This window comes from uncultured Acetatifactor sp. (assembly GCF_948601915.1).
In the GTDB taxonomy this organism is placed as follows: domain Bacteria; phylum Bacillota; class Clostridia; order Lachnospirales; family Lachnospiraceae; genus Acetatifactor.
This window is the reverse complement of the sequence record NZ_CAPDXS010000027.1, coordinates 1-12,548: the sequence shown is the minus strand read 5'-3', so window position 1 is coordinate 12,548 and position 12,548 is coordinate 1. Positions and strand designations below refer to the sequence as shown.

Here is a 12,548-nt window from a genome sequence, read left to right as displayed (position 1 = left end):
GCTACTCCTCGACAAACTCGATTCTTCTGGTAAAGCTCCTCTCCTCTGTGGTGCCGGGCTCCTGAATGGTCTCGCCCGTCTCAGGATCCGTGGTGGTCGCCCCCTCTATGGTCACGGTATAGGTCATGGTGATAGTGCCTCCCGAAGCGGTCAGCCCGTAATAGTTCGCCGCCTGGGGGAAGCTGGCCGTCTTTGTCTCCAAAAGCACATTGCCGTCATCCGTCACCAGCGTGATGGCGACCTCCGTCCCCGCCACATAGTCCGGCGCTTCCTCCACGGAGGGGGCCAGGATGCTGGCATTGCATTTATAGGTGGCGGCCTTGGGCCCGGAGCTCACCTTGATGTCCAGGGCCGTCCCCGGCTCCACGTAGGATCCCTTGGAATAGCTCTGGTAGAATATCTCTCCTCCGCCCACCTCATTGCTGCTCTCATAGATTACATTCCCGATCTCAAGCCCGGCCTCCTGGGCCTCCGCCCTGCCTTCCGCCTCCAAACGGCCTATCAGGTCAGGCACGCGGATTTTCTCCTTGCCCTGGCTGACGATGACAGTGACATTCGACCCCTTCGCCACCTTGGTCTGGGCGGCGGGCACCTGGGAGATGATCAGCCCCTCCTCCACCTCATTGGAGAATGCCTCCTCTCTCGTCACGGTGAATCCCTCCGCCGCCAGCTTCAGCTTGGCGTCCTCATAGGAACCGCCTGTCACCGAGGGCACCTCCACCCCCTGTGCGCCGGCGCTGGCTACCAGCTTGACCGTGGTCCCGGCCTCGATTTCTGTACCGGCCTCCACATCCGCGCTGATCACCTTCCCCATCTCCACATCGTCCGATTCCTCATACTCCACCTCGGATTCCAGTTCCAGCCCCTTCAGCTCGTTCCTCACGTCTTCCACGCTCCGGTTCCTCACCTCGGGCATCTTCACGTACTTCTTCCCGGGGGACGGCGTAGGGCTCTCCTCCTCTTCCGATGCGATGATCGGCTTTTCAGGCTCTTTTCCGTCATCCCGCTCTCCGAAGACCTTCAGGGCCAGGACCACCACGATCACGCAGATGACCACGCCTGCCAGCAGCGCCAGGAAGGTAGTCACCTTCTCCATCTTGGGGTTGTAGTCATAGTCGTCCTCGTCCTCCGGCTCCTCCTCATACTCATATACGGGTTCCGCCTCTGTCCGCAGGCGCATGGGCTCCTCCCGCTCTTCATACTCATAGCGGTCGTGATAGGCCGTGCGCCGTTTAATCTGGGCCCGCTCGCTGTCCGTGATCGGCCGGGTGCCGGCCTCCATGTCCGGGTCATTCGGCACGATGACCTCCTCCGGGTTCATCAGCGACTGCTTCAGGTCCGCGATCAGCTCCGGCATGCTCTGGTATCTGCGATCCGGAGATTTCTGGCAGCATTTCATCACGATGCCCTCCACGCTGGTGGGAATCTCCGGAATGAATTCCTTGGGCGATGGCAGCTCCTCCTGGATATGCTTGATGGCGATGGCCACCGTGGTCTCCCCGTTGAAAGGCACGCGGCCGGTGAGCATTTCGAATATGGTAATCCCTAAGGAGTAGATGTCGCTCTTCTCATCGCTGTAGCCGCCTCTGGCCTGCTCAGGCGACGTATAGTGGACGGAGCCCATCACATTGGAGGTGATGGTGTTGCTGGTGGCGGCCTTGGCGATGCCGAAATCCGTCACCTTTACCTTTCCGTCCTTGGAAATGATGATGTTCTGGGGCTTGATGTCCCTGTGGATGATATGATTGTTGTGGGCAGCCTCGATTCCCATGCTGACCTGTATGGCGATGCTCACCGCCTCCTTGAAGGACAGCCTGGCCTTTTTCTCGATATATTTCTTGAGGGTGATGCCCTCCACAAGCTCCATGACGATATAATAGATGCCATTCTCCTCGCCCACATCGTACACGTTCACGATATTGGGATGCATCAGCCCGGCGGCGGCCTGGGCCTCTGTCCGGAATTTCGATACAAAATTTGCGTTCTCACTGAATTCCTGCTTCAGCACCTTGACCGCCACGAAGCGGTTCAGCTTATGGCATTTTGCTTTATATACATCCGACATGCCGCCGGTGCCGATCTTCTCCAGCACCTCGTACCTGTCGCCTATCATCATTCCAATCTTAACCATATACGTTCTCCAATCTATGCAAGGAATGCCTCTCTTCCATTCAATCGCGCAGGGAAGGTTCAATCAAAATAACGCTGATGTTGTCCTTGCCGCCGTTCTCATTGGCGGCCTCCACCAGCTCCTGTGCCTTTTCCACAATGTCCCGGGCCCCGTTCATGATCATCCGTATCTCTCTGTCCTCCAGCATATTGGTCAGCCCGTCGGTGCACATCAGCACCATGTCCCCCTCTTCCAGGCGCACGGAAAAAAAGTCCGCTTTCACCGTATCCTCCGCGCCTACCGCTCTCGTAATGATATTCTTGTCAGGATGGTTCCTGGCCTCCTCCCTGCCGATGCCGCCCCGCAGCACCATCTCCTCCACCCAGGAGTGGTCCCTGGTGATCTGCCTGATTCCCTGGGGGCTCACCACATACAGCCTACTGTCCCCCACATTGGCCACGGACAGGCGGTTCCCCTCACAGCTTGCCGCCACCACCGTGGTCCCCATGCCCGCAAGCAGATAGGATGCCGCCGCCAGTCTGCGAATCCGCGCATTGGCCGCCTGAATCGCCTCGTCAAAACAGCGCAGCGCATCCGTCTGGGCGGAATCCGCCACGCATTCCACGATCGTCTCCACCGTGACCTTGGACGCGTATTCCCCCGCGTTATGTCCCCCCATGCCGTCCGCCACCAGGAACAGATTGGGCAGATGTCCCACCGACTGCTCCGACGAATACACGTAATCCTGATTCATTTTCCTCTTTCTGCCGATATTCGTAACGGAAAATGTCTTTAGCACGCCTTATTTCCTCCAATATCCCATTCTCCCGGCAGGGGCGCTTCTCTCCCCGCCCTGCCGGGTATACCGTCTAAAGCCTGGACATATGTCTGCGGCGCAATTGCCCGCAGGCCCCCTCAATGTCCCGGCCCATTTCCCTTCTTATACTACCATTAATTTTATTTTTTTCAAGTATATTTTGAAACGCCCTGATCCTGTCGGCATCCGGCCGGGAGAACTCCCGCTCCTTCACAGGATTCATCGGAATCAGGTTGATATGGCAGCGCAGGGGCCTCGCAAGGCGGCAGAGCCGCTCCGCGTCCCGCTCCGAATCGTTCACGCCCCTGACCAGGCTGTACTCCAGGGTAATCCGCCTGCCTGTCTCCTGAAAATAGTAGGCGCAGGCCTCCATGAGCTCTTCGATGGAATACCGCTTCGCCACGGGCATCAATGTCTGCCGCTTCTCGTCCGTGGTGGCATGGAGGGACAATGCCAGTGTGATCTGCAGCTTCTCCCGGGCCAGGAGCTTCATCTGGGGCACCAGGCCGCAGGTGGACACCGTCACGTTCCTCTGGCTGATGTGGAGCCCGTCCTCATCCGTGAGCATCCGGATGAACGTCAATAAATTATTGTAATTGTCCAAAGGCTCCCCCGTGCCCATGACCACCACGTTGCTCACCCGCTCTCCCGTGGCCAGCGTGATGGCGTAGACCTGGTCCAGCATCTCCCCGGGAGTGAGGTTGCGCTCCAGGCCCTCTATGCCCGAAGCGCAGAAAGCGCAGCCCATCCTGCAGCCCACCTGGGAGGAGATGCAGACGCTGTTGCCATGCTTATACCGCATCCAGACGCTCTCCACCAGGTTCCCGTCCGACAGCTCGAACAGGAATTTCTTCGTGCCGTCGATTTTGGACTCCAGCACCCGCACTGTCTGCAGGGCCGTGTAGGTGAAGCGCTGTCTGCACTCCTCCCGCAGGGCCTTGGACAGGTTGGTCATGCCCTCGAAGTCCCTGGCCAGCTTCACATGCATCCACTCGTACAGCTGCCTGGCCCGGAAGGCCTTCTCCCCCATGGAGGTCATCTCTGCCGTAAGCTCAGGCAATGTCAGCGATTTGATATCGATTCTTTTACTGATTCCTTTATCCATTCTTTTGTCCTTTTTCTTTTCTGAAAACCGAAACTGTTTCCTGGGTCCCTGGGCCGCTCCGAGCGGATATTCCTCCTGTACGGATTGCGGGCCTTCACGGCTGTCCGGCCTCCGGCTTTCTGCGGAACCTGGCTATAAAGAAGCCGTCCGCCTCCGCAAAGCCCGGCAGCAACTGTATGCATGCCGCCTCCTCCGCCTCCGTCAGGGCCACTGCGGGCGCTATGCCGCTCTCTTCCATCTGTGCCGCTATCTGCAGCTTCCCCCCAAGGACGCTCTCCGGAAGCGCGCCCTCCAGGGATACCGGTTCAAAGCCTAACTCCCTGGCGATGAACCGCACCATGTCCTGGTTCTCGCCGCTGTGGATGGTACAGGTACTGTACACAAGCGTCCCGCCAGGCTTCACGTACCCGGCGCTGGCCGTTACGATCTGCCTCTGTAGCGTCTGCAGGCTCTCCATTCCCTCCGGCTTTACCCGGTATTTGATGTCCCGCTTCTTGCCCATGACCCCCAGCCCGGAGCAGGGCACGTCCAACAATACCACATCGGCCTTCCCCAGAAGCGCCTGGTCCGTGGATGTGGCGTCGAAAACCTGCGCCTCCACGTTCCCGGCCTTCATGCGGCTGACATTCTCCGTTATCCGCTCCAGCTTCTCCCCGGACAGGTCTCTGGCCAGCACCCTGCCATGAACCGCTTTCTCGGATGCCAATATGCTCTTTCCCCCCGGCGCGGCGCAGACATCGATGACGAAGTCCCCCTGGCCGATTCCCGCCGCCTCCACTGCCAGCGCGGAGCTCACATCCTGTATAGTGCACATCCCTTCACGGAATCCCGGCAGCGCTTCCGTCCCCTCCGCATGCTCCACCAGGTACACATAGGGCAGGTAAGGGCTGCGCTCCACCCTCATGCCCTGCTCCCGCATCAGGCCGCAGAGCCTCTCCCGCTCCTCCTCCGACGTGTCAAGCCGGAAGCGCAGGGACACCGGGCGTATGGCCATCAGCCCCCGGAGGATCGTCCTTGCGGTCTCCGGGCCGTACTCCTGCCGCCACAGCTCCACCAGCCACTCTGGCATGGAATACCTGACGGAATCATGCAGGATGGGGGACTTCCTTTCGTCCGGCAGGGGGAGGTTTTCCTTGTTCCTGGAAATGGTGCGCAGCACCCCGTTGACGAAGCCCTTCAGCCGCCCAAAGCCCCGCTTGGCGGCCAGCTTGCAGGCCTCGTCGCACACGGCGCTGTCCGGCACGGCATCCATATAGAGAAGCTGGTAGGCGCTCATGCGCATCAGGCAGCGGATCAGGGGACGCATCTTGCCCACGGGCAGGCTGGAGAAATGGTTCAGATAATGATCCAGCTCCAGCCCCCGCTCCAGCGTCCCCTCCGTGACCCGCTTGATGAAAGCCTTCTCCCGGCCCTCCAGGTAATCATATTTGTCCAACACTGCCTTGATCAGCCTGTGGGAATAGTCCTCCTCCCGCTCCAGGGCCAGCAGCATATCCAGCACAATCTCCCGCGTATTTACGCCCACTGTCAGTCTCTCCTTCTATTATTGCCCCCGAACAGCAGCACCAAACGCAGAAGCTGCAATCCGGCGGAAGCCGTGGCCGCCACATAGGTCATGGCCGCCGCGGTGAGCACCTTCCTACAGCCCTTGGTCTCCTCGGTGGTCAAAAGCCCGTACTGCTCCACCTTCGCCACCGCCCTGGCGGAGGCGTTGAACTCCACCGGCAGGGTCACCAGCTGGAACAGCACCGCCGTGGCGAAAGCCCAGATGCCGATCTGGATCAATGTCTGGTTCCAGCTCAGGATCACGCCCAGGAAGATCAGCGGCATCCCCAGACGGCTCGCGATATTCACCACAGGCACCAGAGCGGACCTGATATTGATCGGCACATAGCCCTTGGCGTGCTGGATGGCATGGCCGCACTCATGGGCCGCCACCCCCACCGCGGTCACGGAGGCGTGATTGTAGTTGCCGGCGGACAGCCGCACGGTGTTGGTGCGGGGATCGTAATGGTCTCCGCTGTCCGAGGGCAGGCACTCAATCTGTACATTGTACAGCCCCTCGTTGTTCAAGATCTGCCGGGCCGCCTCCGCCCCCGTCATGCCCCTGGCATTGCGCACCTTGCTGTACCTGTTCATGGCGCTGTTCACCATGGCGCTGGCCCCCATGCACAACAGCATGCCGATGATCACCAAAAGATACGTAGAGTCCCAAATAAACATACCGTAACGCTCCTTTCCCGCCCTACTGCCATGGCGGCACATACAACAACCAATTCCGGAAGAATGCCCTCACAGAGCGGCCCGGATCCGTCCATGCATCCTTCCGCACATTTTTTTACGCTATCCCAATATTTCCCCGGGTTTCATCTTCACGCCAAGCAGAAAGTCATGGGCCAACATCCGCTTCTTCCCCGCAAGCTGCAGCTCATAAATCCGCAGCACCCCCTGTCCCGTGGCCACGGTCACGCAGTCCTTCTCCGTCCGTATGATCTCGCCGGGGACATGGCCATGGACATCCTCCGCCTCTACAGGCTCCGCCCGCCATATCTTCAGCTGCTTTCCCTGATAGCCGGTATAGGCGCTGGGCCAGGGGGTCATGCCCCGGATATGGCGGTCTATGGCCAGGGCCTCTCCGGAAAAGTCGATCTCTCCCATCTCCTTCCCGATCAGCGGCGCATAGCAGCTCAAGGCATCGTCCTGCTTTACAGGCTCCAGTTTCCCCTGTTCCAGAAGCCCTAAGGCCTCCACGATGGCCTGGCCCCCAAGCAGGGCCAGCTTGTCGTGGAGGGTCTCATAATTGTCCTTGGGAGAAATCCCGATCTCCCGCTGATAAAGGATATCCCCCGTGTCTATCCCCGCGTCCATCTGCATGATGGTGATGCCCGTCCGCTCCTCCCCGTCCATGATGACATGCTGGATGGGGGAGGCCCCTCTGTATCTGGGAAGCAGGGAGGCATGGATGTTCAGGCTGCCGTAAGGCGGGATGTCCAGGATCTCCTGGGAGAGAATCTGCCCGAAAGCCGCCACGACATACACATCAGCCGGATATCCGCGAAGTTCCTCTATGGCCTCCCGCCGCTTGATGCGCCTGGGCTGCAGCACCGGAATGCCATTCTCCAGGGCGCAGGCCTTCACCGGCGATGGCACCAGCTCCTTGCTCCGCCCTTTTGGCTTATCCGGCTGGGTCACCACCGCCGTCACTTCATGCCCCGCCCCGATCAGGGCCCTTAAAGCCACCGCCGCGTAATCCGGCGTCCCCATAAAAACAATCTTCATCCCGGCACCTCCTGTCAGCCTTCCTGTCTCCGGCAACCCGCAAAAGCGCTCTCCCTCCGGACCTTCTTCCCCGCGAGGGCCTAAGCAGGGCGAATCCGTTCCTCCGCCAGCCCTTGTACCCTGCAGGCCTGGAACTTCCTCCCACGCTTTACTCCTCGTCGTCCTCTTCCACCGCATCCTGGAGCGGCCCTTCCACCTTCTCCACGTACAGATGCCCCTCCAGGTGATCCAGCTCATGGCAGATGGCCCGGGCCAGGAGCTCCGTTCCCTCCACCTCGAACTCCCGCATGTTCACGTCCAGGGCCACGGCCTTGACATAATTGGGCCTGGTGACCTGTCCCGTCTTGCCCGGCACGCTTAAGCAGGCCTCCATCCCCGTCTGCTCGCCGCTGCTCTCCACAATCCTGGGGTTGATGAAGATGTAAGGATCCTCCCCTGTGACATCTATCACCACGATGCGCTTCAGCACCCCCACCTGAGGCGCCGCCAGGCCCACGCCGTTGGATTCATACATGGTGTCCAGCATATCCTCGATGAGTTCCTTGGTGCGGGGCGTCATCTCCGTCACCAGCTTGCATTTCTTTGAGAGAACCTCTTCTCCCATCTCCCGTATGTTCCTGATTGCCATTTCACTGTCCCCTCCGATTGTTCCTTTACATTGTATTCATGGGATTGAAATCAAATTGCACCAGTTCATCCGCGGACTGGCGTTTTTGCATTTCCTCTTCCAGCAAATCCTTTATCTGTACCAGTTTATCATATTTTGCGCATTTCACATAGAAGACAAATCTAAAAATATCATTAATTCTGCCGATGGACGCGGGCGCAGGGCCGACGATCTGCAGCCCCTGCCTCTCCCCGCAGGCTCCCGAAGGGCTCCCTCCGGCGTCCGGCCCTGGCAGATTGGCGAAATTGCGTCTTGTCACGGACGCTAGGCTGTCTGCCAGTGCTTGTCCCCGATCCTGGACCCTGGCGAATATCTGTACCGCCAGCATATGGGCCGCAGGGGGATATCCCATCATCTCCCGGTAGATGATCTCTTCCTTATAAAAGCCCCCGTAGTTCTGGGCCGCCGCATGGATTACGGCGTAATGGTCCGGCTGGTAGGTCTGGATCACCGCCTCCCCGGCAAGCTCTCCCCGCCCCGCACGGCCCACCGCCTGGGTCAGCAGCTGGAAGGTCTTCTCCCCGGCCCGATAGTTCCCCACGCTTAAGGACAGGTCTGCCGCCAGCACCCCCACCAGCGTCACCCTGGGGAAATCATGGCCCTTCACGATCATCTGTGTGCCGATCAGCACATCCGCCTCGCCCCCCATGAAAGCGGACAGGATCCGCTCATAGCTGTCCTTCGTCCGGGTGGTGTCCCCGTCCATGCGCAGGGTGCGCACCCCGGGGAACATCTCTTTCAGCTTTTCCTCTATCTGCTGGGTGCCCGCCTTGAAGCCGCTGATGTAGGGAGAGCCGCATTTGGGGCAGACCTTCGGTTTCGGCTCCTGATAGCCACAGTAATGGCACATCAATGTCCCCTGCCCACCCCGCCCCCCGCTGTGCTCCGACAGGGACACATCGCAGTGGGGGCATTTCATCACATGGCCGCAGGACCTGCAGGACACGAAGCCCGCGTAGCCCCGCCGGTTCAGGAACAGGATGCTCTGCTCCTGTTTCGAGAGCCTGTCCGCCAAAAGCTCCTGGAGCTTGCGGCTGAAGATGGAGCGGTTGCCCTCCTTCAGCTCCCTGCGCAGGTCTATGGTGTGGACTTTCGGGAGCTGTCCCCCTGTCAGGCGCTCTTTCAGGGTGAAAAGCTTGTATTCCCCGGTCTCGGCCCGGTAGTAGGACTCCAGGGAGGGCGTGGCGGAGCCTAGGAGCACGCTGGCCCCGTGGAGCCTGGCCACCTGGATGGCCGTCTCCCTGGCGTGGTATTTGGGGGAGGCCTCGCTCTTGTAGCTGCCCTCGTGCTCCTCGTCCATGATGATCAGGCCGATGTTCCGGAAGGGCACGAACAGCGCGGAACGGGGTCCGATGATCACGTCGATCTCCCCGTTCCTGGCCCGTTCGCACTGATCGTATTTTTCTCCGGGGGACAGGTTGGAATTCAGGATGCTGACCCTGTCGCCGAATCTGTTGTAGAAGCGCAGCAATGTCTGGTAGGTCAGGGCGATCTCCGGTATCAGCACGATGGCCTGCCTACCCCGCTCCACCATCTCGGAGACCAGCTGCATATAGACCTCCGTCTTGCCGCTTCCGGTGATGCCGTGGAGCAGGTAGGTGTCGGGGCGGCCGCTTTCGAAGTCGCCCATCACTTCCTCCACGATCCGCCGCTGGGCGTCGCTCAGAAGCTTTTTCTGCTCCCGGGTGGCGGCCAGGCTGACGGGATTGCGGAAGGTTTCGGTGCTGATGACCCGGACGGCCCCCGCCCGCTCCAGGCTCTTCACGGTCTGGGCGGACACCCCCAGCTTTCCCGTGACCCATTCGTAGGGGATGGACTCCTGTTCCACCAGCTCCCGGAGGAGGCGTTCCTTGGCCACCTGCTTTTTTCGCCTGCTTTCCCCGAGCAAGGAGACGATCTCCTCCCTGCCCAATGCCCGCTGCAGCGTCCTGTGCTCCAGCCGCTTCACGGAGCGCCTGGCGGGGAGCACCACCTTCAGGGCCTGTATCATGGTGGAGCCGTAGTTCTTCCGAATCCATGCGGCCAGGGCGATCATTTTGTCCTCCGCGCCTGTGCCGCCCTGGACGATGCCGCGGATCTCCTTCATTTTAGCGGGGTCATATTTGCAGACCTGCCCTATGCCCACCACATAGGCCTTTAGGAGCTTATTTCCGTTTCCGAAGGGAACCGTCACGCAGGCCCCTGTCTCCAGCCTGTCCCGGAGCCTGTCGGGGACGCGGTATTGGAAGGGCCTGTCCAGCTTCTCGTGGGAGATGTCTACGATGACATCTGCATAGTATTCTTTTTTCTCTTCCATCTCGCTCCCCTTTGTCCCAGCTTTATCCTGACCGCAATGCCCACCGTACAGAGCGCGCCCGCCACTGCCGTCAGCGCCGCGGCTCCTATCCGCGCTTTTTCCTGCTGCTCTTCTGTCGGGGCTGTCTCAAAAGAACCGCCCAGATACCAGGACAATGCCAGGATAAATCCAAGAACAAAAACGACAATCCATATGTCACAAACAAGCCGAACCAGTTTGGCTCTCTTCATCCCATGCCCTCATGATACTGAAACTCCCCGCAGCCCGGCTGCGAAGGAATCGACCCACGTAAGATCAGATATGCTCCAGCCCTCCGGCCAGCAGCTCCTCTATGATGACCCGCTCGTCCATGGGGTATTTCACCCCCCTGATCTCCTGATAGTCCTCATGCCCTTTTCCCGCCAGGACGATCAGATCCCCTTCTTCCGCATGGGAGATTGCATAGGCGATGGCCTCTCTCCTGTCGCAAATCTCCACGTAACGCCCCTCTGTCTTCCCGATTCCGGTCTTGATGTCCTCAATGATATCCTGGGGCTCCTCGAAGCGCGGATTGTCGGAGGTGATTACCGTGAAGTCCGCCAGCCGCCCGCTGACCTCCCCCATCTCGTACCGCCGCTGCCTGGAGCGGTTGCCGCCGCAGCCGAACAGGCACACCAGCCGCCTGGGCTCATACTCCTTCAACGTGGACAGCAGGCTCTCCAGGGCCATGGCGTTGTGGGCATAATCTATCAGCAGCGTGAATCTGTCGGAAATCTTCACCCGCTCGATGCGGCCCTTCACCCTGGCCGTCCGCAGGGCGTTTTGGATATCTTCTATGCCCACCTGGAAATGACGGCAGATGGCGATGGCGCACAGGGCGTTGTATACGCTGAACCGTCCGGGCGCGGGCACATGGGCGTCGAAATCCATCAGGCCCGCCACATGGAAGTTCACCCCCAGCTCTCCCGGGACGTGCACCAACTCCAGGTTCTCCGCCCGCAGCATGGCATCCTTTCCGGTGCCATAGGTCTCCAGTTCACAGGTGCGGCCCTCCACAATGTCGCCTGCATGGCCGTCGTCGCCATTGACGATGCCGATCCGGCATTGCCTGAACAGCCGCCCCTTGCATTCCATGTACTCCTCAAAGCTCTCATGCTCTCCCGGCGCGATGTGATCCGGCTCCAGGTTGGTGAAGATGCCGTAATCGAATACAAAGCCCTGGGTCCGGTGGAGCTTCAGGGCCTGGGAGGACACCTCCATCACCACCGCGTCCAGCCCGGCCTCCGCCATTTTGGCAAAGTCCTCCTCTAAAATGTAGGATTCCGGGGTGGTGTTCTCGGCATGGATGTGTACGTCCCCGATGACGGTCTCTATGGTGCCTATGAGCCCCACCTTCAGCCCTGCGTTCTCCAGGATGGACTTCACCAGGTAGGTGGTGGTGGTTTTGCCCTTGGTGCCCGTGATGCCTATCGTCTTCAACTTTTTTGCGGGGTGGCCGAACCAGGCCGCGGAGACGAAGGCCATGGCGTATCTGGTATCTTCCACTTTAATTACAGTAATGTCTTTATCTTCCAGGCCCTCCACGGGCTTGGAGACCAGCAGGGCCGCAGCCCCTTTCTCCGCGGCCTCGGCCGCAAAGGCGTGGCCGTCGAAGTTGACGCCCTCTATACAGATGAAAAGGCAGCCTTCCACGATCTTCCTGGAATCATAGACCACCGCCGACACTTCTTTGTCCATGGAATGCTTTTCTTCCATGGAACGCTTCCCCTGGAGGCATTCCCAGCTTATCCCCTCTAACAGATTCAACAGTCTCATGGTGCCCTCCGTTATCCAATATTTTGAAACATTCTTTTCTATTTTACTCCAGTTTTCGCTTTTCTACCACCCCTTATTTTTGTTTCTTTTTGAAATACAGAATCTGTCTGACACTGAACGCTATAAAAGGGACTTCCGCGCAGCCGGATTACCAAAAAATGCGGAAGTCCTTTTCCCGGCTTCCGCATCTTTTATTTGTCCTTGTATTCACTTTATTTTCCTTTTGTCGGGCCTTTCAGCGCCTCCAGCTAAGTTACGCTGGAATGCCCTGCCCATCCCAAACAGCGCAAAAATCGTAGGCGTACTCATCGCCTGTTGGAAACTGAAAAAGTTATTTACCGTATACGCCAGCAGACAAAACCCACAGGCACATACATAAGCATTCTTTTTCTCTCACCCAAAAAACTCCTGATACCGCCTACCATCATGCCGACATATCCTATAACTCCCAGAATTCCTGTATTTACCAGCACTGTCAGC

The 12,548-nt window shown here is 59.2% G+C and carries 10 protein-coding genes; all 10 read right to left on the bottom strand.

Annotation, left to right across the window (positions count from 1 at the left end; translation table 11 throughout):
* Nucleotide 1: 1 nt before the first annotated feature.
* Entirely contained in the window at nucleotides 2-2,131 is a 2,130-nt protein-coding gene (gene pknB / locus Q2B33_RS06525; protein WP_300564592.1) for a Stk1 family PASTA domain-containing Ser/Thr kinase, read from the bottom strand.
* A 40-nt stretch (nucleotides 2,132-2,171) separates the two neighbouring features.
* Nucleotides 2,172-2,909 (bottom strand): Stp1/IreP family PP2C-type Ser/Thr phosphatase, encoded by a 738-nt coding sequence (locus Q2B33_RS06520; protein WP_300564594.1) that lies wholly within the window; start codon nucleotides 2,907-2,909, stop codon nucleotides 2,172-2,174.
* 70 nt (nucleotides 2,910-2,979) lie between these two features.
* A complete protein-coding gene (rlmN, locus tag Q2B33_RS06515; protein ID WP_300564596.1) occupies nucleotides 2,980-4,032 on the bottom strand; it encodes a 23S rRNA (adenine(2503)-C(2))-methyltransferase RlmN in 1,053 nt (350 codons plus the stop codon).
* A gap of 94 nt (nucleotides 4,033-4,126) precedes the next feature.
* Nucleotides 4,127-5,557 carry a 16S rRNA (cytosine(967)-C(5))-methyltransferase RsmB gene (rsmB, locus tag Q2B33_RS06510; protein ID WP_300564598.1) on the bottom strand — a complete coding sequence of 477 codons (1,431 nt, stop codon included), beginning with the start codon at nucleotides 5,555-5,557 and terminating at the stop codon, nucleotides 4,127-4,129.
* A 2-nt stretch (nucleotides 5,558-5,559) separates the two neighbouring features.
* Nucleotides 5,560-6,255 (bottom strand): zinc metallopeptidase, encoded by a 696-nt coding sequence (locus Q2B33_RS06505; protein ID WP_300564600.1) that lies wholly within the window; start codon nucleotides 6,253-6,255, stop codon nucleotides 5,560-5,562.
* A 120-nt stretch (nucleotides 6,256-6,375) separates the two neighbouring features.
* Nucleotides 6,376-7,311, bottom strand: a complete 936-nt coding sequence (fmt, locus tag Q2B33_RS06500; protein ID WP_300564602.1) for a methionyl-tRNA formyltransferase — start codon at nucleotides 7,309-7,311, stop codon at nucleotides 6,376-6,378.
* Between the two features lie 148 nt (nucleotides 7,312-7,459).
* On the bottom strand, nucleotides 7,460-7,939 hold the full coding sequence (gene def, locus Q2B33_RS06495; protein ID WP_296467020.1) for a peptide deformylase: 480 nt from the start codon (nucleotides 7,937-7,939) through the stop codon (nucleotides 7,460-7,462).
* 25 nt (nucleotides 7,940-7,964) lie between these two features.
* Nucleotides 7,965-10,274, bottom strand: a complete 2,310-nt coding sequence (gene priA, locus Q2B33_RS06490; RefSeq protein ID WP_300564604.1) for a primosomal protein N' — start codon at nucleotides 10,272-10,274, stop codon at nucleotides 7,965-7,967.
* On the bottom strand, nucleotides 10,235-10,504 hold the full coding sequence (locus Q2B33_RS06485) for a hypothetical protein (RefSeq protein ID WP_300564606.1): 270 nt from the start codon (nucleotides 10,502-10,504) through the stop codon (nucleotides 10,235-10,237). Before Q2B33_RS06485 ends, priA begins: the two co-directional genes overlap by 40 nt.
* Nucleotides 10,505-10,568: 64 nt before the next feature.
* Nucleotides 10,569-12,068: a UDP-N-acetylmuramoyl-L-alanyl-D-glutamate--2,6-diaminopimelate ligase gene (locus Q2B33_RS06480; protein WP_300564608.1), complete on the bottom strand. Its 1,500-nt coding sequence runs from the start codon at nucleotides 12,066-12,068 to the stop codon at nucleotides 10,569-10,571.
* Nucleotides 12,069-12,548: the final 480 nt, after the last annotated feature.

What these genes read in the sequence shown, in the direction of transcription:
- pknB (WP_300564592.1), bottom strand. Translation starts at nt 2,131, where the DNA reads ATGGTTAAGATTGGAATGATGATAGGCGACAGGTACGAGGTGCTGGAG.
- rlmN (WP_300564596.1), bottom strand. Translation starts at nt 4,032, where the DNA reads ATGGATAAAGGAATCAGTAAAAGAATCGATATCAAATCGCTGACATTG.
- Q2B33_RS06505 (WP_300564600.1), bottom strand. Translation starts at nt 6,255, where the DNA reads ATGTTTATTTGGGACTCTACGTATCTTTTGGTGATCATCGGCATGCTG.
- fmt (WP_300564602.1), bottom strand. Translation starts at nt 7,311, where the DNA reads ATGAAGATTGTTTTTATGGGGACGCCGGATTACGCGGCGGTGGCTTTA.
- def (WP_296467020.1), bottom strand. Translation starts at nt 7,939, where the DNA reads ATGGCAATCAGGAACATACGGGAGATGGGAGAAGAGGTTCTCTCAAAG.
- priA (WP_300564604.1), bottom strand. Translation starts at nt 10,274, where the DNA reads ATGGAAGAGAAAAAAGAATACTATGCAGATGTCATCGTAGACATCTCC.
- Q2B33_RS06485 (WP_300564606.1), bottom strand. Translation starts at nt 10,504, where the DNA reads ATGAAGAGAGCCAAACTGGTTCGGCTTGTTTGTGACATATGGATTGTC.
- Q2B33_RS06480 (WP_300564608.1), bottom strand. Translation starts at nt 12,068, where the DNA reads ATGAGACTGTTGAATCTGTTAGAGGGGATAAGCTGGGAATGCCTCCAG.